Raw genomic sequence first — 22297 nt, 5'->3', positions numbered from 1 at the left:
GTTGTTGTTATTTGTCCCCTATTCAGGAACAGTTATAATTTTATAAGTGCGAATGTTATCATGATGTTCCATAATTGTACATCACTTGCCAAGGTACTTACTCAGGTAATAAATCGACTCCATCTTATGATACACCCTAAATGAGTTTCATTTGCGATGATTTCTAACCTAATCATTAACATTCGTGATATAATTGCCCTGAAAGCAAGCACATTGGGCAACAAAATCAACATCATTTTCCCCTTTGCACCTACCAATAAATAAAGGAAACAGCATGAGTTTTAAGTCATTAGGTTTAATCGAGCCATTACTTCAATCCATTAACGAATTAGGCTATAAAGAACCTTCCCCTATTCAAACTCAAGCTATTCCGCAGATAGTGTCAGGTAAAGACGTTCTTGCTTCAGCACAAACCGGAACAGGTAAAACTGCAAGCTTTGTATTACCTATTTTGCAAAAACTTGCCTCAAAACCCCGAGCTAAAAGCAACAGAACACACGCCCTCATTCTCACGCCAACACGTGAATTAGCGAATCAAGTACATGAGAGTATTCTTCAATATGGACGCTATCTATCACTGCGTTCTACAGTAGTCTTTGGCGGAGTAAAAATTAATCCTCAAATGATGAGATTACGCTCTGGTGTTGAGATATTAGTTGCTACACCTGGACGTTTATTGGATTTGCATCAGCAACGTGCCATACAATTCGATCAAGTTGATACTCTTGTTTTGGATGAGGCCGATAGAATGCTGGATATGGGATTCATTCATGATATGAAACGAATCATTAATTGGTTACCCAGAAACCGACAAAATTTGCTGTTCTCAGCCACCTTTAATGATGGGGTTCGCAGTCTTGTAAAAACCATTTTTAACCAACCTGTAGAAATTGATGTTACGCCTCGAAATACTACTGTAGTTAAAATCAAACAAACAATACATCCGGTTGATAAAAGTCAAAAAGCAGCTTTGCTCAGTCATCTGATTCATAAAAATAAATGGGGCCAGACTTTAGTGTTTTCAAAGACCAAACATGGTGCAAATAAATTAGTGAAACAATTGGCCGAAGCACAAATTCATGCTGCCGCCATCCATGGCAATAAATCGCAATCCCAACGCACTAAGGTTTTAGAAGAGTTTAAATCCGGTGAATTACATATATTAGTGGCCACAGACATTGCTGCACGAGGAATAGATATTGATCAATTGCCTTGTGTGGTTAATTTTGATTTACCGCAGGTTGCTGAAGATTATGTTCACCGTATCGGTCGAACTGGTCGCGCAGGCGCAACAGGATTTGCCGTTTCATTAGTAAGTGCTGATGAGATAAATCAATTGCAAGCTATAGAAAAACTGATTCAACGCAAATTAGATCGTATCGAAATAGAAGATTTTGAACCCAAACACAACGTACCCCAAACCAATATCGCTTCAAAACCTAAAAAACAGTTCTCCGCTAAAATGAAAACAACATCAACATTCGGTAAATCCAATAAAAAACCATTCACAAAAAAATCAGAAAGAACACGTTCTAAGTCATAGTATATTTTTGATATTTTTTATTTAATCAACGGACTTGTTGGATCAAGGCCCATAACCATCAAGCTAAGAGCTGGTTTTAGTCATAACTCGGTTTTACCTGCACGCTACGTCCTACGATTGTCCTCAGGATCCAGTCTGGTACTGAATTTCTGGATGTCCGGAAAACGTCGCGGCATGTAGGCTTGGGAAAAAATGAACTTGAATCTATGGATAATGTATGGGCAATAATCTCCACTTATATCTCAATTTGGCTTTGCTTGACTTCGGAGTCCTTATTTTCTTGTATTTTGGCCCACTCTAAAAAGCTTCCTTTTATTTTCTGAAATAGAGTTAAAGCGCTTGTAAAAGTGTCTCTTTCCTCGGTATTTGATTTTGATAAGAGGGTTGTCGTGTCAACATTGGGCGTTACCATTTCATCACTTGCAATATATTGAGGATTATCTAGGATTTTCTCCATTTCTTTTTCTGCTCGTAAATACTCATTTACAAGCTCTTTTACGGAAACACCTGGAATCACGTTTGAATTAAGAATTAAAACCGGCGAAAGATTTTCACGCATTAATAAATATTGGAATAAAACCATGGAATACGTACGGCCAACCCCATCTTGGAAGGGATGATGTAAAACGGTGTGTTTTAAATAGGTAAATAGAGCAGTCAACTTCTCTTCTTTTGTTATAGCATTATCTAATGCTTTTTCTAATTGTTGAATATGATCTGAACACACTTCATGTAGAAATTGACTGGAGTCAACCTCTTTTTCTCGAGAATTATAATAAATGACAGCACCATTATTTAAGTTGGTCCATATTTTACTGGCTAAGGAATGAGTGTCCTCAGTAAGAAATTTTGATATGCATTCCTTACCGTCCTTAGTTTCTATTGTAATATCAAGGCCAGAGGTCCCCATTTTTGCCTCGACTGATTTTAGGTAATCAATCGTTTCGATTAATCCCTCTAGTGAATCACAACCGTCTTTACTATTCATTTGCCATGAGGCTCCTCCACTACGAAACTCACCTGGAGTTTGTTTCAGCATTTTCTGCACACCCTGGGTGCACGTTTTATGGAGCTCTTTAATAAAATCCAATGTAAGGGGTTTGCCCGATAATAGATGCTCTATAGCGAAGCAAAGCCCTTTGGTAACATTGAGTAAATAGCCTGGTTCATTATCTTCAAATCCCAACCAACCTTGGTGTTTATTAAAAAGTGCAACAATGCGCTCTTCTTGTCTATCGCGAGCATGCAATAAATTGTCGAGACCATGTAAAGATTCTTGGTCATCCAATTGTTTTGCAAGCTCGTATACTTGCCCTACAGTGACATCTTTTACCATCTCTTCAATTAGAGAAACCGGGACCTTTTTTGCTTCTTCTTCGGATACATTGTTTAATTTTGAATACAATTTTCGATATAATTCCTGTCTAAAGTCGTAGCGCGTTCTCTCCACAAAAAACCGCCAAAATTCATTTTCTGGGAATTTATTAAAAAATCGTTTTAGATTATTTTCTTCAGAAGTCCCGAAAGCTTTCGTGCCAAAAAATTTGAGACGCATGATATTCCATAATTTTAAAAGAAACTAAGATAATTATAGAATAAGTATTAATCAACCTGATTATTCGTAAACCTTTTATTGAGGCAATCCTTAACTGATAAGAAAGGTGTTTTAAATTCAGTGTCTTTATTTACCACCGAATCAAATTTATTTACTTAATTTAACCGGCTGATATGATGCTATTTTTTCAGCAAATAGGGATGTTAATTAACCATGACACCAGAAATACAAGTAATTATTGAGAAGCTAATCCAAGAATATCCCAGCGATTACACAGAAATGCATGCGAAAAAAGCACAATGGGGTGCGTTAAGAGAAAAGTTACATACAGCGGAAGAGTGCATCAAATTGTTACAAGTTGAGGAAGAAGAATCTTCAATAATCCTGTTAGGAACGTTAGCGCATAACTTAGGTGTGTTTTATACACATGTAGTGGCTGATTATCCCAAAGCTCTTGAGTATTTTCAGATTGCTTTAAACGCCAAACAAACAATTGGCTCTCCCCCTGAATCGCTTGCATTAACCCATGCTCATTTGGCTGACTGTGCCTATCGTAATGGTAATACTGTTCTAGGAATCACACATTTTGAGAAGGCAAATCAGATATACAAACAAGCGAAAGGCCATAAAGATACTGACTTGGCTCGTGCTTTTGTACTTCATGCTTGTGGAAACGCATACTACAATATTGGGGCCTACCTTAAAGCATTAGCACTTTTTTCCGAAGCTCGGGAATTACGCTTAAAACATTTACCAGAAGATAATATAGACTTCGGATATCTGGAGCATGATGAAGCAGACGTGTTCGCAGCTCTTGGAGAGCATGAACATGCTGAAAAACTCTTCAATTCATCTCTGAAAAAAAAGAAAAAGTATTTTGAGGAAGAACATACTAATATTGCCCTGCTTTATCAATGCCAGGCACTACTTTATATTAAGAACAATCAATTACAGGAAGCAGAAACGAATCTAAAATGGGCATATGCCATTTATGCCAAACATGTCGAACATTCTGCCACAGAAATTCAACCTGATTTATTGCGTAATTACTTTTACGGTATTCTTCTCCAACTTGCTGCAGATAATTTTGCCCAAGCAAAAGATGAAATCGAACATTTCAAATCACAAGTTGAGACCATTAAAGATAAAACTCATTCTGCATACGTAAGATTGGCTCAGGTGAACAATCGATTACTTCAATCTCAAAATAAGCCCAAAGAAGCTTTAAAACAACTAGAGGAAACTATTTCTTATTTTGTTCCAAGGCTCGATTTCAACTCAGCAGGTGAGTTACTCACTGTAGATAATAAATTTGATGTCGCTCCTTTAATTAGCGAATATGCAATTGAATTATTCATCCAAAGTGGATACCAAAATTTTGATGAATCTTTAAAGATGATCCAACTTGCTTTGAAATTGAAAGAAGATTTTTATCAAAGTTTACCTATGTTCAATCCTCCATTAGGAACGATTAGTTATGCGTTTAGCGATTATGACTTCGGTTTACTTTATTATCTAGGTGCTTTAGCGTCAGATAATAGTAAAGAGCGACAGGAAAAATTAATCACTGCATCACACTATATTCAAAATGCACGAAATAAATTGATACAGGCAGGCTTAGACAAAAATCACATTAATGTGCTTGCTTGTACCGTTCAATTAAACAAAATTGAAGAAACTCTAAAGTCAAGTAAACAAGAAACGGAACATGTCAAACAGACGCTTCAGTATCGTATCCTGTTTTTCACTAGTGCTAAGAAAATGGAAAATGCTCAGGAAGAATTTGTTCCTTATTTGGATACGATCCTTAGAGACTATCCATGACCTTTTTTTGTCATTATTATTGCCTGATTGCCTTGTAGGTTGGGCCTTGGTGTTTAGAGAACTAGAGTATTTTCCCTAAACACCGAGGTCCAACCTACGACTACAATTCAACTCGTTCAGTTACAGTAAGTGATATTTGAGGCAGGTATCGAATTGTTGAGACATTGTTGGATTGCTTCGAGACGTGCTGTCTTAATTTTATTAGTAATTTCATGCCCAACATATTTCGAAGCGAATTCTTTAGTATTAATGGATTTAGCTGCTTGAAAGACGTTGCGTACTTGCTCTACATAGGTCGGTTCTTGAGTGCATAATTCAAAAATATGTAAGCATTCGTTCAAACGTTCTTTACTGTAGAATGCACCGATGTTCATCAATAAATCCAGTAACCCTTCTGCATCCAATTTAGGAACACATCGAAATTGCGCCAAATTTTGATTAATTAATAACGCCAGATCACGGTATTGGTTTGGTACGTTAAATTGCTTGCAAAACTTGATTATTTCTTCTTTACTCAGATCATGCATCAATACAGCGAAACGTACAGGTGCAGAATCTTTATAAGTAGCAGATTGTTGCAACGCTTTGATTCCAGCCCCTGATATTTTTAGATAAGGAAATAAAATACAATCTGCCCCACATTGTTTAAGTACATCGAAAAAATTTTCTGGATGTGGGCCCATGAGTGCGCGTTCCAGCTCCTTCCAGATACGCTCGTTACTCAGTTCACTGACTTTGCCTTCATCAACCATCTGCTTCATGAGCGTCATCGTTTCTGCGGCTACCTGAAAACCTAAGCAGGCGGCAAAACGCGCTGTGCGTATTAATCGAAGAGGATCCTCAACAAATTCAGGCGATACATGCCGTAATAGATGACTCTCCAAATCATCTTTTCCGTTGAAAGGGTCAATCAATTCACCAAAATTGCCCTCTTCAAATGGCAGTGCCATAGCGTTGATAGTCAAGTCTCGTCGTCTTAAATCGTCAATTAAAGTAATTGTAGGAGAGACATCGAATTCAAAACCAGTATGCCCAGGCCCTATTCGCTTTTCACGACGAGCAAGAGCATGTTCTTCTTTGGTTTCAGGATGCAAAAATACAGGAAAATTCTTTGCTTCTTGGCTTTGTATTGGCTTATAACCTAGTTTTAACATTTCCTCAGGGGATGAGCCTACGACAACCCAATCATTGTCATGAGGATGATCGCCTCGTAATTTGTCACGTACTGAGCCACCTACTAAATGAATTTTCATAATACTAACATATAAAATTACTCGCAACATGAGCATTTTATATTCATTTAGGAAAATTATCAATTATATTGATAATGCATTTATCAACTGCCTAAATGGAGCTTTTTAGTAAATTTCTTTTGTTCGTTAAATCAAAGCGCACTCTTGAGTTGATAACAAAATCTGTTTCCCAAGTTGAGTAAGAACAGCCTGCCGAGAAACCGTATCGAAAGAAGCCTTATATTTTTTTGTTAAATTGCCAATAGATTGATTAAGAATTCTCTCATTATCATACAGCTTTAGTTGTTGTATTTGTTTGAAAACTCTTAACACTCTACTTAAGACAAATGCAGCATGATAAACACCCAACATAGGACGCAAATCGGTTCTAATAGGAGAAATAAATCGTTCATTAGACTCATTTAAAACTAAAGGATCGTGAGCAATTACCGCATTGAGGTAGATATGAGATGTTTCATGAACTAAATGCTCTACTAAAAAAATGTTATGGAGTTGCTCTAAGTTATTCGGCAACGACAAATAAATTGCACCAAAGAATTTTGGGGAAGTAGCGCCCACGTTTACATTACTTTTTACCAAATTAATTGTGGAAACAAGGGAGTTTATTTCATCAATAAAATAACTATCTGCCTCAGCAATCCATTTCAATACCTCAGAAGTAGCGATTTTAAACTTCTTTAACTCTTCTTCAGTAGATGAACATGCTTGCATGCAGTCTGAACCAAATGCGACATTAACCTCTTCCACAAAAACCTGTTTTTCCCACTCTTCTTGAAGGCCTGAAGCAATCACTCTTTCGTGAATCAGCCAACGACTGCTATCGGTTAAGCTTTGTATTGTTTGCTCAACAGCAAAGACATCATCATTTTTCATTGATTCCAGAAGTTTAAAATATTGACTATAAAGCCAGGGAGAAATAAAACTGGGAGAATCTATATCCAATTGGTCTAATTCAGCAAGAATTAGATGATAATCTTTACGTAATATGTGCTGGGCATAATTGATTAACTGGATAAAACTATGAATAAACCTCTGCTTATATGCTTTATGCAGCATCGCTGCACTATGTTCCTTAGGTACAGCAGAAATTTGCTCAAATAACAGATCAGAAGTTTTCATGAGAAACCTATAGAGAAGGTGTCATTCTATGAGAACTATCTGCCCTACTCTCTTCTTCTTGTTCATCCTGTTTGTCTAAAAGAACAATTATATTTCTCATAGTAGGAAGTGTATCTTGAAGAAGGCCTTCAGGTATATTTTTAAAAAATTTGTTTTGATTTGTATTATTTTTTTTATTAATAGTCATAAACTACTCCTTGTTTTTCGTGGTAATGCTATCAGCCTAAAAGTCAAAATTCAAATATTATCGCTCAAGCAAAAAATCGATTAAATCATTCTATTGGGATTAGAAAAATAACATTCCATCTGTTAGCGGGGACAGACAAATTGAACTATAATTAAACAACACAATTTTTTTTGCAGGAGATCCTCATGTTAAGCTCATCAATTAGAAAGTATATGAAGGATCATGATATATCCTATAAAACAATCAATCATCCTAGAGCCTATACCGCTTCGCAATGTGCACAAGGAGCTCATATTAAAGGAACCTATTTTGCTAAATCGGTCATTGTCAAATTAGATGGTAAATTTGTACTTATCGCAATTCCTGCGAATACTCGTCTTGATTTAGAACAATTTAAAAATCAAACTCATGCAAAACATGTGGAAATTGCTAAGGAATTTGAATTTCAAGACCGATTTACTGATTGTGAAGTGGGCGCTATACCTCTTTTTGGTGAACTCTATGGTATGGATGTCTATCTTGCAGATAGCCTCGCACATAAAGAATGGCTAGTCTTTAATGCAGGTAATCATACTCAATTGATAAAAATTAAATGTACCGACTTTTTAAACTTAGTACATCCAAAAACTTTATCACGATGTTAGGATATGTTTATAACCCTTGGTCAACAAGCTAACGAATTGTAAACAGCCCCTAAAGGTTTAAGTCAATCTGTTCGTTACCACATTACTTGCTATTTCTTCTTCAAAAAATTGAAGAGGAATGTTTTTCATCTTTGATTCATCTAAAGACAACTCTAACCGAGATTGAAGCAATTCGTTAATAACCAGGGTCATTAGTGTCAAAACAATAGTGGTTAGGAAAAAATAGGTATAGTCCATATCAAACGTGAAAGCCAAAAGAGATGCCAGGAGCAAACTCAAGCCGGTAGCTATTGCTTTTCTAAGAGTCTTATTCCAATAAAATGAGCCGCCTTTCTCATTTCTAACTCGTTGCTCATACCTCAATTGCCTCAATTGCCTTTCTTTATAGTCATGATAATCTGAAGCTTTTTCGCGAATATCTTTGTACTCATGGGGAAAAAAAATGCAATTGGCATTCAAACTTATCGAGTTAAACCGCTGGCAACTTAAAGCAACAGAAGCCATATCCTTTGGGTTAAGGATATAATTCTCATCTTGATGGCGTGCGTTAAGAACCTCCAGTAACATTTCACTGGCAAGTTCATCAAAAGGATTTTGATTCTGTTGTTTGGTATTGCGCATCACTATTCCTTGATATTCAGCATCTATCCTGTAAAAAAAATCACATTAGATGTTACTTATTTAAATAAAGTAGAAGCATTAGAAAATTAAGATAATGAATATGGATTATTCTTTTCAAAAGATCAAAATTTTTTTGGGATATCTTTCGAAATTAGCTCTTATTCATCCTAGAATTGTAAAGCAATTCTTTGGCGATTTTTATTTATTCTTATGTTTATGTTAAGGTAAAGAAAATAATGAGTTGCTGATTATTAGCATTTAGACTACTAGTTTGCAGCTAACAAATAACTAACTTAAATGGGTTCCTAAGCAGGCGGCATTCTAATGGACGGTAATGAACTAACCTATGCAGTTAATGATAAACCTCCTATCGTAAAATTAATTTTACTTGGACTTCAACATACCCTGCTTATGTCAGTCTATTTGGTTCTCATTATTATTGTAGTAAGAGCTTCAAAGTTACCCGATCAAATAGCTCTTGATGCGGTAAGAGTAGGTATGATTGCCCTTGCAATAGCAACCAGTCTACAAGCCTTAAAACCACCCATTGGCTCGGGCTTTTTAGCAGCGCCTGTAGTATCCGCTATTTATTTCAAGGCCTCTTTATTAGCGGCTGATGTAGGAGGATTGCCGTTAGTCTTGGGAATGACCATGTTCGCAGGTTTTTTAGAAATTCTCTTTTCCCGCCTGTTGTACCATTTACGCGTGATTTTCCCACCAGGAATTTCTGGTTTTATCATTGTAATTGTTGGTATTGAATTGGGACTTGAAGGCATTAGGCAATTTCTTGGAGTAGCAAAATCTGCAACGCATCATTTTGAAATCGATTTTTTTGTTGGTCTATTTACTTTAGCCATGATGGTGGGATTAAGCATTTGGTGGCGCGGTATTATTAAACTCATCTGCTCTTTTATAGGATTAGTCTCTGGCTTTATCGTCGCTTTTTTATTTGGAGCCATTGAGCCTCAAAAAATTGCACTTCTGAAAACCATACCCTATGTTGCTTTACCTAACTTTTCGTTTATCTCTTATCAGTTTTCGTTCGACCTTATTTTGCCCTTTTTTATAGCCAGCATCGCAGCAGCTTTGCGCACGATTGGAGTTGTGACAACATGTCAAAAAATTAATGATCCTGATTGGAAAAGTCCCGATTTGGAAACAATTAAAAGTGGCGTATTTGCCGACGGGATGGGTTCCGTGGTTGCAGGATTATTAGGCATTCCCGGCATTAGTACAGGTCCAAGTTTAGTAGGTATATCAAGTGCTTCTGGAGCAACAAGTCGCTACATTGCTTTTGCAACAAGTTGTATCCTAGTGATTATTGCCTTGTTCCCCAAAATAGTTTCTATTCTATTGATTATTCCCATGTCAGTTATAGGTCCCGCATTGATGTTTACTGCAAGCTTTATGATCGTTGGGGGTGTTCAGGTTATGACATCACGAAATATTGATGCTAGGATGACTTATGTTATTGGCTTTGCATTTTTATTTGGACTGAGTAAAGAAATATATCCTACATTCTATGAGTCATTACCCCATTCTTTACAGTCTATTACGAGTACATCGCTTTCACTTTCAGTTTTTGTTGCTCTTTTTCTGCATATGATTTTTCGTTTAGGCATACGCAAAGATGCAGTGATAACTTTTGAAAAGGAAAAAGAGTTATCCAAAGATGAACTGAATTATTTCATCCTTGAGAATGGTAAAAAGTGGAGCGTCAACACGACCATAATGGACAGAGTAGCGCTCACCACAGGAGAGGTTATGCAACATCTTCGTCGCACTCAACTGGCTGAGGGTGATGTCGATGTTAAATTAAGTTATAACCAAGTAGACTTTGTTGTGCATATCAAATACGTTGGCGACTTATTATTGCTACCCTTTGTTAACCAAGGGAAAAAAGTTTTTCTCGAAGAGGAAGCGTTTTCCTATGGGCTAACTGATTTCTTAACAGGCGTTTACCCTGACAAATTTGAGCGATTTATGATTAACAATGAGGCGCATATCAAGCTCTACTTTATTGTGTAAAAATACTTCTGTAAATTAGCTGCAACGAGCATTCGCAGATGGAACTTCTATTTCAAATTCAGGTCTTTTTTCTTTAACACCAAAGCATTCTTTTATTTGGCTCCAAAGTTCGCTCCAGAAACTATAATCTTCAGAAGCACATTTAAAAACTTGTTTTGCAATTTCGCTATCACTGGTCTTAGAATAAGTCATCTTGTTAAAGTAAATAGCATTCGTTGTAATGCTAATCTCACAACCAAAATTTCCTATTTCCTCAATATCCCCTCTTTTTGATATGGTTTGGATTGGCGCTTCAATTGTTAGTCGAACTTCATCTTTATTTTTAACAGCAAGGCTTGTTTTCATTTTATCTGTTACTGTCGAAACAGTAAGACCAGCTTCTTCTGAAATAAGCGCCTGGAAAGGAGTTGGCGCACCAAACTGTATGGCTCCGCGGCATTGAAGTATGAGATTAAGAACCAAATGTTGCAAGTTACAATCCATAACTCCACGTTGTATCAAACTTTCTCTAAGAGCAAAAATATCAACTGCCTTTCCTTCCAACTCGGAAAATACCGCATAACTCTCACCACGTTGTGCTTCAAACAAAGCCCGCTCATCATAACAATTACTAAGAATCCCAGAATTTAAAGGTTCTTCATCAAAGACTAACTCGGTAGGTTTCTCAAAATTTATCTTATTATCAATAAGTATTAGTGTTCCTAAAAAATCTTGGAGAGGTTTTTTAAACTCAGTCAATTTTTCTTTAAAAAATTTTGAGTTATATTTTAAATTGACAGTTTTTGTCATTGTAAAAAATCCAATTGGTCGATATTTATACATTATAGTTTTTTACTGTTAAGAAAATATTAACTACTTTACAGAAAAGTTACAGAAATTGACTATAGTTATTATATCCTAATCAATTTGTTCGATACTCATGAATATTAATTCACTTCTAAAAAAAGATGCTCAATATTGTTCTTTCGGTGATACAGTCCACTATGCTAACCCTCCAAAATTTTTCTGTAACTGCCAAGGAAGTTATCTATATGATGATAAAGGGATTCCTTATTTGGATCTGCAAATGTGGTATTCAGCTGTTAACTTCGGATACAAAAACCAACGTCTCAGTAATGCATTAAAGCAGCAACTGGATAACTTACCCCAGCTTGCCTGCCAATATCTGCATAAAGAAAAAGTAGAATTAGCAGAAGCCATTTGTACTAACATCGAGCAAAGAACCGGTCTTAAAGGGCGTGTTCAGTTTAATGTGGGAGGCTCTCAAGCCATTGAAGATGCGCTCAAACTGGTTCGTAATGAAAAGAAAAAAAATTTGATGTTCGCTTTTATGGGAGGATATCATGGCCGAACTCTAGGTGCCTCCTCCATCACTTCAAGCTACCGTTATCGACGAAGATTTGGTCATTTCTCTGATAAAGCATCCTTTCAACCCTTCCCTTATTGTTACCGTTGCCCTTATGAAATGAAACGCGAAACGTGTGGTCTTTATTGTTTGAATCAATTCAAAAAATTATTTGAAACAGAATATTATGCGGTCTGGGACGACAAATCCAAGGAAGCAGAATATGCTGCATTTTTTGTCGAATTCATACAAGGTACTGGAGGTTATGTAATCCCCCCACCTCAGTATTTCCAAGAGCTAGCACAATTTTTGAAGGAAAAAGAAATTTTATTAGTTGCTGATGAAATCCAAATGGGTTTCTATCGTACAGGTAAATTTTGGTCCTTTGAACATTACGGTGTCGCTCCAGATATCGTAGTCTTCGGCAAAGCCTTAACGAATGGTTTAAACCCCATTGCTGGAATTTGGGCTAGAGAAGAGCTTATTTCCCCAGAAAAATTTCCTCCAGGTTCTACTCATTCTACCTATTCCTCAAATCCATTAGGAACTGCAATCGGCCTTGAACTAATGCACATGTTGGCAGAAAAAAATTATGAACAAGAGGTCAACGAGAAAGGAAGCTACTTTTTAAATAAATTAACCGAACTAAAAAAACGCTGGAAAATGATAGGAAATGTTGATGGGATTGGCTTAGCCCTGCGTATTGAGCTGTGTCAAGAAGACGGTATTACACCCAATCGAGAATTAGCAGATGCAATCTTTAATGCAGGCTTACGAGGCGATCTTCAGGTCAATGGGCAAGCTTATGGTCTAGTACTGGACATTGGCGGTTATTATAAAAATACCTTTACTTTGGCGCCTTCCTTAGAAATTAGTAAAGAGGAAATCGACTTGGGTATCATTCTTTTAGAGCAACTATTAACTCAATGCAAAGCTGTTTAACTGAATCACTTGGTAGTTAATTTATTAAAGAAAAAGATCAAGTTGTTCTCATTTAAATAAATTGATCAGATCCCAAAAGTCATTAAATTCTGAATGCCTTATTTGGTGTTGTTGACAATACGTTAATAAATATTCCTTAGCAAACACGAAGTCAACCTGGTGGGCCACACACACATCTGATTTGCCATTGCCTATTAAAATCGACTTCCCCGCATCATTAAATTGTTGTTCATGGAATATATGGCATTTACATAAACCACACTTTGATGTGCACTGCTTCACCTCAAACGGAAAGCTAATCGCAACACCCTCTTTAAGAAAGGAGAGATGATTTGAGTAATATGGGATTGAAAGCAATCCATGTTTTTTTAGAAGATACTCAATGGGATAATCAATGCCATCGCTAACGATAATAAGCTTTGCCCTGTTTTGCATCAACTTGCAGAAATCAATAAAACCAGGATCAATTTCAATATGTTCTAATTCATCTCTAATTTCATGTTCCATTCCACGAATCATGGCATATTGAGTTTGCATGCATTCTTTTGAGCTAATACGCCCACAAACCCAATCTTGCTCTACCTGATTAAAATCATCCTTTGCGAACTTTTCTAATAAGCTATCCGTAGTGTCCGTTTTAGTAATCGTTCCATCAAAATCAATAAAAATATTCAAGATACATACCTGGCCTTTCTTGATTTGCTGTTTTGCTTGATAAAGCGAATTAAATTAAGGGCAACAAGTTCTTTTTCATTATCCAAAGTAATAATATGGTATGAATTGTTTAAATAAACAATTTCTATTAATTCTGAACCAATATGATTTTTAACGTATTCAGCATTTTTGTAACTTGCCATATCATCGTCTAGCGAATGAACTACTAAAGTTGGACTCTTAATGCAAGACAATTTACCTTGAATATATTTAATCAACTTATCCACTTCATATAACCCAAGTGCTGGTACTATCATATTGCCGGTTTTAGCAATATTTTTTTCTTTCCCATTTACCAATAGGGAAGCTATTGCTTCTCGTATTGTTTCATTTTTAATCCCATAAGGCGCTTTATCCCGAACTTTATAGATATAACGCAAATAACTGTGAATCATTAATGAATTAAAAGCACGCTGCCACTTTGAAATATTCCAACCATCGTAGAAAAATACAGGACTTAATAAGATCACCCCTGCTATATGCTCTGGATTTTCCAAAGCTAAGTTCAAAGCAAGCAAACTACCCGCAGAAAGGCCCGCAACAAATATCTTTTCGCAATGTTGCGATAATAAATCAAAAGCCTTTTTAACGGAGGTATACCAATCTTGCCAGTTGGTATTTTTGAGATCACTATAACTGGAGCAATGGCCTGCTAATTGAGGAACAGCAACGGTTATGTCTGACTTAGCTAATTGAAATGCCAATTCACTTACTTCACCTGGGGTACCACTATAACCATGTACTAATAAAACGCCGACCTCTTTACGCTTCAGCAAAAAACCATGAGGGCCTAGTTCGTCATGATAAGGATTAAAATTAAAAATTTGACCTTCCGTCGATACCTTATTATTCATGATACTTTTACAAATTGAATTAATTGATGGATACGTTTCAATTAAGCTTAGATCTGCACGACAATTAAATGTTTGCTCCAATTCTGCTAATAGCTCAAAATAACCCATTGAATCGATCCCTAGCTCAATTAAAGACTTATCTAATAAGAGTTTGTGTTGCGGTATCGAGGTCTTCAATGCAATGTGCTCTAACAACCAAGATCGGAGCTCTTTCTCCGTAAGACCATTAAATGCTTTTGAATCAGTACTTGATAAATTGGATGACAGTTTAGATTTTAAACGTTCAAAATCTGACTTTTCTTTTTTATACTCATACAGAATGGGTAAGCTTTGATTAACATAAGACTCCTTCATGGCATTACGTTGCAACTTTCCACTCGTCGTTTTAAGGGTTGCACGCGCAGGTAATAAAACAATTGAATAAGGAGTTATGGAAAAAATTTGGGCAATTGATTTTCTAACCGCCAAACAAATGTTGTGATACTCTTTTTTATCTGTCTCTAACTTTAGTTCAGCTAAAATTACTAGTTTCTCCTCATAGTCTTTAAAAATGGAAAACGCAGTGCAACAACCTGGTTTAATCGAGGCATGTGCTGCACATGCCTTATACTCGATATCATGGGGATAGAAATTTTTACCATGAATCACAATGAGTTGCTTAATTCGTCCAGTAACATATAACTCGCCTTGATGAAGAAAACCTAAATCTCCAGTCTTAAGAAAAGCCCTCTGACCAGATCCATTGAGATCAGCATGATGAAAGAGCGCCTTATTCGATTCTTCATTCTGCCAATATCCTGGAGAAACGCTAGAACCGGCAACCAATATCTCACCTACTTCATTTTCATTATTAAATTGTTTTGTACTAAGATTAAGAATTTTTACATCTAAACTGGGGTTGCCATGACTCAGTAAAATCTTGCTATCTGTGTCGCTTTTTTTAGTAAGAGTTACTTGGTTTAGACTTAAATCCGACTGGGAAACAATTAACTTATGCAAATGCCCTTGGGGTTGTTGCACGGAGACCATTACGGTGGACTCAGCCAAGCCATATGAAGGCGAAAAACTGTTTTTTTTAAATCCACAGGACTTAAAGGCCTGATAAAAACGTTCGAGAGTCTCATAATGTATTGGCTCTGCTCCATTCACCGCCACCCGCCAGCAACTTAAATCCAAAGCTTTCTTTTGAGGTTCCGTAATTTTTCTCAAACAGTATTCATAGGCAAAATTAGGTCCTCCACTCACATCAGCTCGAGATGAATTAATCTCCTGCAACCAAGAATAAGGATTTTTAAGAAACTTCAGTGGTGACATTAAGATGCAAGGTACACCATAAATAACCGGTAAAATGATATGCCCAATCAAACCCATATCATGATAAGGAGGTAACCAAGAAACACCTCGACTATCCTGATGAATTCTATAGGCTTTAATAATTAATTGTATGTTATGCAACAAATTCAGATGAGTATTTATCACCCCTTTCGGAAGGCCAGTAGATCCCGAAGTATACTGTAGAAAAACTATGGAATTCGGATCGATTGAATTGGACTCTAAGCGAGAAAATGAGTTCATGTGATTAGAGGAGCAACTAATTAGCTTAAGCTTTTCAACCTCCCAATTTAATTGCTCGGACTGTCTTCCTAAAATATAAATTAATAATTTTTTAATCGGTAAAAATTGCATAACTTTTTTAAGAATCTGCAAATTGTATAATTTCTTATAAAGCTCTTGTGACGTTAGAAGAATACTTGGTTGTGCATCAACAATAATACCTTGTAACTTTTCAATTAATCCTTGATTAAATGGCGGGTAGCTTGGAACGCTAATTACTCCAGCATACATACAAGCAAAAAAAGCGATAACAAACTCCAATCCTGGTGGATAAATCAACAAAACGCGATCACCTTTCTGGGTCTTACTCATAATTAATCGTGCTAAGGAGCGAGCCTCAGATTGCAACTTACTGTAACTTAATTGCTCTCTAACGCCATCCTCATTGAGGTAATATAATGCAATAGAATCTGGTGTTCTTTGCGCGTGAAGATCTAAAGCTTCTGTTAAAAGCTTTAATTGACTTAACTCTGATTCTGATAAAGACATAGGACAACCCGCTTCAACTGGAAGTATTTTTGACACATTTTAAATAATTCTAGACCATTTTTAACCAAATTGTGGGGTAGGTTATGATTAAATAATTATCAATCGGTCCATCACCTGATAAATGAAGGCCACTTTGAAAAGTGACCATTCTTGTTCTTGTATTCCAATATATCGAAGTGTTCTATAATCCTGCTGAAATATGAACCGTTTTATATGAAGAGTTGATTGTGCTTGTCATGAAATTGTTTTACCTAAGGAGTAAACATGAAACAAAACCTTATTATAGTTCCTGGCTGGGGAGGCACAGAAAAATTGTGGACGCATCAATGCCAGCATCTTGCCGATATCGCTGATATTACAGTCAAATATTTTTTTGACGTAGGAACAATGGAAAATATGGCAGAACAGCTACTTGCTGAAGCACCGGAAAAATTTATTATTTGCGGACATTCTTTAGGTGGATGGGTAGCACAGCTTGTCGCCATAAAAGCCCCTCACAGAGTATCTCACCTGATCATCATGGGAAGTTGGACGGGGGATTTAGATCACGAAAAACGCCAATATTTTGAACGATGGCAACACGAAATTGAAAATGACCGTCTTGAGAGTTTACTCAATGAAGTCAATGCGTCCAGTGTTCACCCTTCTCGCTGCAATGACAAAATCTTAATGCACACCCTTATCGAAGGGCAAACAAAGTTTCCTAAACAAGGCTTTTTGAATCAAACTAAAGCGATGCTCAATAGCCAATCAACTACTGCGCAGCTTCACAAAATTGTTTGTCCAACATTAATTATTTACGGGAGACAAGACAGTGCTTTTACTTTAGAGTCGCAGCAATCAATGGCAGCAGCGATTCCTTCGGCAAAATTAGCAATTATTGAAGATTGTGGGCATATGCTCCATGTTGAGCAACCTCAAGCAGTAACCGCTTTATTGAAATTTTGGTTGGAAGACCAAATTAAGTAAGTGTGGACAAACCCCGAAAGACCCCCACAAAATTTGAATGCGCACGGTACGTTCGTTACGTGAAGCGTGCGTTTTTCCTAAGGTGCGGCTATGGCTCTCATGATCCTCCAATCATTTCTTTGATCCCTGAACAGCACTTTGGAAAATGATCTGTCACCCATTTAATTTCTAAATTTCACAAAGGGTTTGACAGACTATAAACAGACTTATCCACAGAAAATGTGAATAACTCGGAGATGGATGTTGTACTTTAGCAATAGAGCCATGCTTTTTTGGAACAGCCTTTGGGTCAATAAAATAGCCTTAAAGATAAATAATTTTAAAAGAATACTCGTAACGAACAAGCTAAATGGTGTAAAATTGATCAAATATTAATAAATATGTGGGATATCTTTTTGAAATCAGTTGATATTGAAAAAAGCTTACAAGCACTGGACACTCGAGTATCCACAGTTGAAAAAATTATTGGCAGCGTATCGCCAATCCCGCCAATAAAACAGCCTAAATTAATTAAAAGTAAAAAAAGTGTAGATGGATCAAAGGCAACACCGAAGCCCATGTCAGGGAATTGGTTAGGATTTGTTGCCTCAGTTTGCTTTATTTTAGCAGCGTGTTTCATTGTTAAATTATCAATTGAATCCGGATGGCTAACTCATGAAAAACAGCTTGGAGTAGCTACCCTATTTGGAATGGCATTATTTGCAGCCGGTCTTGTTATTTCAAGTGCGGATAGAATATATGCGTGTTTTTTACCTGCAGCAGGTGCTGTAGTACTTTATTTTACCGGCTTTGCTGCACATCAGTATTATCTTCTTGTTTCATTTCAAACGGTTATTGCCATCACAGCCGTGGTCTCTGGAATTACTATCTGGTTTTATTTACGGTTTAAGCATGATATTTATGCGATTATAGCTACCTTAGGGGCTTACATTGCTCCAATTGTTTCAGGTGTTGAAAATAATACTTTATTTTCATTGTATTACTTTACAATTTGTTCATTGAATTTTGCAACACTTGCTATTTGGGTGGGGTCTCGTACATTAACTATGATTTCAGCTTATTTAGCGATATCAATAACGGCAGTGATTGGGCTAAAACTCCATCAAGACATATTGATTGCTGCTGTACTTGCTATTAATTTTCTTATCTACTCAATTGGTACTCTGTTTCATACGCAATTGACCAAACAACAACTCACTGAGAAAGAATCTTGGAGCCTTTTCCCTGTATTACTTATTTTCTATGCAATGGAATATTATTATCTCAGTCGTATTAATCAGACTATAGCCTCATGCGTTTCCTTAGCTGCAGCAGCACTTCTAATTGGACTTTATTATTCAGCGAAAAGATGGTTTCCTGAACGTCGCTTTAATAGCCGCAACGTATTATTAACCTTTGTAACGCTTGTTTGTTTCCATTCTATTTATCTGGGCCTTTTACCATTAAATATTAGACCTTGGCTTTTTCCAGTGATTGTTTTTGGATCTACCTTTTTATATGGAAGAATTCGTTCGATTAAATGGGGTATTCCTCTTTTTATCCCGCTTATAGCGCTCTCTGCAATTATAGGTATTGAATACTTAAGTATGGTAAGTCACTTACTTAACAGCAAAGAATTATCCTGGACTGTAGTGACTTGGGTTTCTTGTGCCAGTATTTGGTCCCTATTAATTCATTATCGTGAAGAATTAGGTCATAAGGAAGAATATTGTTATGTTTTATTAGCAGCTGCACATCTTCTTGCGATCATGAGTCTTTACCAGCTTACCACAGAATATGGAACTTTGGCGGTATCCGCCTCCTGGCTTGCCTATGTACTCGTTATATTGCGTGTTTCAACATTGAGAAACGATATACTCATTGCAAAATCAGTACTCATTGTTTTATTTTTTGCTGCAAGCAAGGCACTACTTTATGACGCATCATCAACGCCAACAATTATTCGAACATTGTCACTAATTCTTACCGGGGTTGTGTTATATGCTTCAGGACTGGTAATTAGGAAAAAAACGAATTGGCAAAGTAAGTTCATTAAGAAGTATTCTTCAGAAAATTAAAAATTAATTATTTATCAATCAGTTATAAAATTTAAATTAGGAAATCAAATGCAAGCAGACTCGTGAATTAATTAGCAAAACATAGTCAATAGTACCTAAATTAACACAACTATGTTTTTGCTCAAAAAAAGCAACAACAAATTTGCACATCCAGTTTGGACATAATATAATCATATTGATGTATTTTGCATCTTATTAAGATAAGGAGTTCCAAATGAAGATCAAATCAGCAACAGCTGGATTAATTGCTATTGGTATGATTGCAGTTTTTGGATCAGCCCAAGCAACTACATGCTATAAACATCAGCCAGGATGGCATATGGTTTCTAAAAAATGTAATATCAAACCTGCCGAAAACTGGCAACAATATGAAAGTGGAGTCTATACTCAGCCACTAACAGGAAAAGGCCTATTCTGAACAAGTAAATAGAATCGCATTATTTCCAAATAAATCAATGGGTTCTTTATACTCGGAATCCATTGATTTTTTCTAGGATGTCTTTTTCTATTCAACGATTTCATTCGAATTAATTTCCACCATGGTGATTCTCTTAGTGCAATTTATTGCTTTTTAAAGGCAATTATTTGTAATATTAAAAACCATGGTTTTCATTTTTTGCCATTTCTTCGTTTTAGTGAATTTTAATATAGAGAATAAATATGCTTATCGATTTTAGCTCACTAAGGCTTTTACATCTTACTGAATATTTAAAACCCAAAGGAGAGCAATGTCCTCTTGATCAATTTCGAAAAACAATTAACCCGATTGAAATTTCAACGTGTATGCGCCATCTCTATCTGTTTACAACCCAACAAGTAGAACCCCATGGCGAACATTACAATCAAACACTGTTGAAATTAAAACAACCACGTTTGCATGAGAAATTGCCTCAAATAGATGCATTAGAAGGTATCGAAGCGTATCAATTTCTTTTATTTTGGGTTATTGGTGGGTTGAATAAAAAGAAACCATTTAATGACGAACGTATTTTAGGTGACCTGAGAAAAATTTGTAGAAGCTATGAAGTGTCACCATCATCATCTAAAAGAGAAACGTGGAAACAAAATCAAGCAACCATGCAAGCGTTACTTGTAGATGCAAAATATTTATTAAGAGAAACCAAACAAATTGAATTAGCCATAGAAGAAAAGAAAAAAAATCTAAATAAAGCCTGCTATCATTGTGCTTGGGCTAGAGAACAAGGTTTTTTTGAAATCACTCCTTCCATTGACTATTCGTGTTTTCTTGATGAAAAAAGGATGATTACTCATCTCTATGAAAGGCTTGAAGCGTCACGTAAAAAAACCAAAGCTGAGCTTGATAAAATCGATCCAGACAAAACCTCTATCTGTTTTATATTTTCTGAATCAGCCTCTCACTTACAAAGCAAGATAACGCAGATTGAAAAATTGCAAACTCTTTTAGTACAAAAAGAGCCCTCATTAACTGTTGCTCAAGATGAAAGCAATATAGGTACAATAACTATTTAATCAATATTATGGCGCTTTGATTGATTTGACATAATAAAATGTCATAATAACACGCTCAGTTTTTGCAAGGTCACTTCGAAATTTATCACTTCACTTTGTAATAAAACAAAACTGACAATCCAAAAATCAACTTAAATATGACAGGATGTTTATTATGAAAAAATTGTTTTGTACCCTTGGATTAAGTTTAAGTCTTATTTCCAGCGCTCTAGCTGGCGATACGCCTCTTGACTTATTAAACACAGAAATTGCAAATATCCTTATACCCTTTCAAAATCAAACCACTGCTGCAAAACTCAAATTCGATGCGGTAGAAATCAATAATGAGCGAGCCCTAAAAGTTGCCGTAAATGGTCTTTATAGCAAAATAGGCTCAAAAAATAGTTTTACCCTTAAAGTTGATAATCTAGGCTATGACTATAAGGATGGTACATCGCCAACCACTACACTCAAGGGTTCTTTAGGCTTGGATCTCACAAAACTGTTGACTCGTGAGCAGAGCAATGAAATGGTTCCCCAAGCGATTGAGCTTTTGGAAGAAACGGTAAAAAGCTATATCGAAGAGTATGACGATGCTGTTTTTATTAAAGGAGAAGTCACTTCAACAACTAAAGATGATAATGGCAATTACACCGGTTTATCTGCGTTGGTTGCAATAAAAATTGATCTCGACAAACTTCCTGAATATATATCCCGCGAAGACATTATGGCTACTGACGCCTTTTTTGCGGTTACATTGAATCTGAAGACCGGTATCACTATAGATGCCTTTGTTGTGAGCAATCCTGAATATTTGAGGTTCAAAGAAGACCAGATGGGCTTGAAAGAAGTACTGGAGGAACTTCTTACTCGTGGTAAAGAAACAAGAGCAATTATTGAAACTTTATTTATTGGTTTAGATGCTACAGCTTCGGGTATCGTAGAAGTAGATAATTCCACATTCTGGAATCTCATCTCGAATAACAAGAAGTTATCCAATATCTTAAAATAAAACTCGGTTTACACATATTAGAATCCCCTCTCCCACTTGTGGGGTAGAGGTGAGGGT

The 22297-nt window shown here is 36.2% G+C and carries 18 protein-coding genes; 10 read left to right on the top strand and 8 right to left on the bottom strand.

All coding sequences use genetic code 11. The annotated features are described in order from the left end of the window. Positions 1 to 274 precede the first annotated feature (274 nt). Complete coding sequence (locus Lstg_RS09480) at positions 275 to 1543, top strand: DEAD/DEAH box helicase (RefSeq protein WP_058477420.1); 1269 nt, start codon at positions 275 to 277, stop codon at positions 1541 to 1543. A 235-nt stretch (positions 1544 to 1778) separates the two neighbouring features. Here Lstg_RS09480 and Lstg_RS09475 read toward each other — a convergent pair whose 3' ends face one another. After that, positions 1779 to 3098 carry a hypothetical protein gene (locus Lstg_RS09475; RefSeq protein ID WP_058477419.1) on the bottom strand — a complete coding sequence of 440 codons (1320 nt, stop codon included), beginning with the start codon at positions 3096 to 3098 and terminating at the stop codon, positions 1779 to 1781. A 213-nt stretch (positions 3099 to 3311) separates the two neighbouring features. Between Lstg_RS09475 and Lstg_RS09470 the strand changes: the two genes are divergently transcribed. Next, positions 3312 to 4922 (top strand): tetratricopeptide repeat protein, encoded by a 1611-nt coding sequence (locus tag Lstg_RS09470; RefSeq protein WP_058477418.1) that lies wholly within the window; start codon positions 3312 to 3314, stop codon positions 4920 to 4922. 116 nt (positions 4923 to 5038) lie between these two features. Here Lstg_RS09470 and Lstg_RS09465 read toward each other — a convergent pair whose 3' ends face one another. From Lstg_RS09465 to Lstg_RS09455, 3 genes are all read right to left on the bottom strand, one after another. Beyond that, the gene (locus Lstg_RS09465; RefSeq protein WP_058477685.1) at positions 5039 to 6175 is read right to left on the bottom strand and encodes a tRNA nucleotidyltransferase/poly(A) polymerase-related protein; all 1137 of its coding nucleotides are present in this window, start codon (positions 6173 to 6175) and stop codon (positions 5039 to 5041) included. A gap of 126 nt (positions 6176 to 6301) precedes the next feature. Continuing rightward, positions 6302 to 7294, bottom strand: coding sequence for an aKG-HExxH-type peptide beta-hydroxylase (locus Lstg_RS09460; protein WP_058477417.1), 993 nt, complete (start codon positions 7292 to 7294; stop codon positions 6302 to 6304). 7 nt (positions 7295 to 7301) lie between these two features. Next, positions 7302 to 7481, bottom strand: coding sequence for a hypothetical protein (locus tag Lstg_RS09455; RefSeq protein ID WP_058477416.1), 180 nt, complete (start codon positions 7479 to 7481; stop codon positions 7302 to 7304). 185 nt (positions 7482 to 7666) lie between these two features. Between Lstg_RS09455 and Lstg_RS09450 the strand changes: the two genes are divergently transcribed. Then, entirely contained in the window at positions 7667 to 8125 is a 459-nt protein-coding gene (locus tag Lstg_RS09450; protein ID WP_058477415.1) for an aminoacyl-tRNA deacylase, read from the top strand. A gap of 57 nt (positions 8126 to 8182) precedes the next feature. Here Lstg_RS09450 and Lstg_RS09445 read toward each other — a convergent pair whose 3' ends face one another. Beyond that, positions 8183 to 8746, bottom strand: a complete 564-nt coding sequence (locus tag Lstg_RS09445; RefSeq protein ID WP_058477414.1) for a hypothetical protein — start codon at positions 8744 to 8746, stop codon at positions 8183 to 8185. A 324-nt stretch (positions 8747 to 9070) separates the two neighbouring features. Between Lstg_RS09445 and Lstg_RS09440 the strand changes: the two genes are divergently transcribed. Beyond that, entirely contained in the window at positions 9071 to 10774 is a 1704-nt protein-coding gene (locus tag Lstg_RS09440) for a uracil-xanthine permease family protein (protein ID WP_058477413.1), read from the top strand. Between the two features lie 15 nt (positions 10775 to 10789). Here Lstg_RS09440 and Lstg_RS09435 read toward each other — a convergent pair whose 3' ends face one another. Continuing rightward, entirely contained in the window at positions 10790 to 11563 is a 774-nt protein-coding gene (locus Lstg_RS09435) for a hypothetical protein (protein WP_058477412.1), read from the bottom strand. Positions 11564 to 11693: 130 nt separating this feature from the next. Here Lstg_RS09435 and Lstg_RS09430 point away from each other — a divergent pair, with 130 nt between their 5' ends. Then, the gene (locus Lstg_RS09430; protein ID WP_058477411.1) at positions 11694 to 13061 is read left to right on the top strand and encodes an aspartate aminotransferase family protein; all 1368 of its coding nucleotides are present in this window, start codon (positions 11694 to 11696) and stop codon (positions 13059 to 13061) included. A gap of 48 nt (positions 13062 to 13109) precedes the next feature. Here the strand turns inward: Lstg_RS09430 and Lstg_RS09425 are convergent, their stop codons facing one another. Both Lstg_RS09425 and Lstg_RS09420 read right to left on the bottom strand, forming a co-directional pair. Then, a complete protein-coding gene (locus Lstg_RS09425) occupies positions 13110 to 13736 on the bottom strand; it encodes an MtnX-like HAD-IB family phosphatase (RefSeq protein ID WP_058477410.1) in 627 nt (208 codons plus the stop codon). Beyond that, positions 13733 to 16732 (bottom strand): alpha/beta fold hydrolase, encoded by a 3000-nt coding sequence (locus Lstg_RS09420; protein ID WP_058477409.1) that lies wholly within the window; start codon positions 16730 to 16732, stop codon positions 13733 to 13735. Before Lstg_RS09420 ends, Lstg_RS09425 begins: the two co-directional genes overlap by 4 nt. A gap of 264 nt (positions 16733 to 16996) precedes the next feature. Between Lstg_RS09420 and Lstg_RS09415 the strand changes: the two genes are divergently transcribed. From Lstg_RS09415 to Lstg_RS09395, 5 genes are all read left to right on the top strand, one after another. Beyond that, the gene (locus tag Lstg_RS09415; protein WP_058477408.1) at positions 16997 to 17701 is read left to right on the top strand and encodes an alpha/beta fold hydrolase; all 705 of its coding nucleotides are present in this window, start codon (positions 16997 to 16999) and stop codon (positions 17699 to 17701) included. Positions 17702 to 18096: 395 nt separating this feature from the next. After that, on the top strand, positions 18097 to 19758 hold the full coding sequence (locus Lstg_RS09410; protein ID WP_058477684.1) for a DUF2339 domain-containing protein: 1662 nt from the start codon (positions 18097 to 18099) through the stop codon (positions 19756 to 19758). A gap of 214 nt (positions 19759 to 19972) precedes the next feature. After that, positions 19973 to 20176 carry a hypothetical protein gene (locus tag Lstg_RS09405; protein WP_058477407.1) on the top strand — a complete coding sequence of 68 codons (204 nt, stop codon included), beginning with the start codon at positions 19973 to 19975 and terminating at the stop codon, positions 20174 to 20176. A 242-nt stretch (positions 20177 to 20418) separates the two neighbouring features. Next, positions 20419 to 21249, top strand: a complete 831-nt coding sequence (locus Lstg_RS09400) for a hypothetical protein (RefSeq protein WP_058477406.1) — start codon at positions 20419 to 20421, stop codon at positions 21247 to 21249. Positions 21250 to 21403: 154 nt separating this feature from the next. Continuing rightward, complete coding sequence (locus Lstg_RS09395) at positions 21404 to 22240, top strand: hypothetical protein (protein ID WP_058477405.1); 837 nt, start codon at positions 21404 to 21406, stop codon at positions 22238 to 22240. Positions 22241 to 22297: the final 57 nt, after the last annotated feature.

Source organism: Legionella steigerwaltii (assembly GCF_001468065.1).
Lineage (GTDB): Bacteria > Pseudomonadota > Gammaproteobacteria > Legionellales > Legionellaceae > Legionella > Legionella steigerwaltii.
This window is presented reverse-complemented; position numbering and strand designations above follow the sequence as displayed.